Source organism: Rhizobium sp. Nf11,1, from assembly GCF_050587665.1.
GTDB lineage: Bacteria > Pseudomonadota > Alphaproteobacteria > Rhizobiales > Rhizobiaceae > Rhizobium.
This window is the reverse complement of record NZ_JBOBHU010000080.1, coordinates 1-669: the sequence shown is the minus strand read 5'-3', so window position 1 is coordinate 669 and position 669 is coordinate 1. Positions and strand designations below refer to the sequence as shown.

Here is a 669-nt window from a genome sequence, read left to right as displayed (position 1 = left end):
CAGATCCAGTTCAGCGACCCCTATTATCTCGCCAAGGAAATGCTGATCGTGCCGGCCGACGATGCAGGCAAGACGAAGGCCGATTATGCAGGCCAGCGCATCGCTTCGACCAAGGGCTCGACGTCGGAAATGTCGATCAAACTCAACAAATCGGAACCGCTGACCTTCCAGGACACGGCTTCCGCCTATCTCGCCGTTCAGCAGGGCAAGGCGCGCGGCATGGTGGCAAACACCATGACGACGACCAAGTTCGTCAATGAATCGAAGAGCAAGGGCAAGGAAATGCGGATGATCGAGGAGCCGATGCTCTACCAGCCGATCGGCATCGGCATGGCCAAGGATCAGCCGGCGCTCACCGCCAAGATCAACGAGATTCTGCACAAGCTCGACGAGTCCGGCGAGATCAACAAGATCTGGGACAAGTGGCTCGGCCCGAGCACCGAATACAAGATGACCCGCACCGACAAAGTCGTGCCGCTTAGCGAACTGAAATTCGACCCGATCCCGTAGACCGATCGGTCTCGGACCTCCCGAAGACAATGCAACCGAGATAAGACGGCGGGATTTGCCCGCCGTCTACAAACGATGTGAGGCATCCATGATTCATATAAAAGATATCGCTGAACGGCCCAGCAAAGCCGACATCGAGGCCGTTTCCAAATTTTCGCC

At 56.7% G+C, this 669-nt stretch carries 1 protein-coding gene and 1 pseudogene; both read left to right on the top strand.

What is annotated here, in order from left to right; all coding sequences use genetic code 11:
- Positions 1-510, top strand: a 510-nt coding sequence (locus ACQ7C1_RS31775; protein WP_430961225.1) for a transporter substrate-binding domain-containing protein, incomplete at its 5' end; no start/stop codon positions are given.
- A gap of 88 nt (positions 511-598) precedes the next feature.
- Positions 599-669 (top strand): annotated as a pseudogene (locus tag ACQ7C1_RS31770) (4-carboxy-4-hydroxy-2-oxoadipate aldolase/oxaloacetate decarboxylase); the annotation flags it as partial.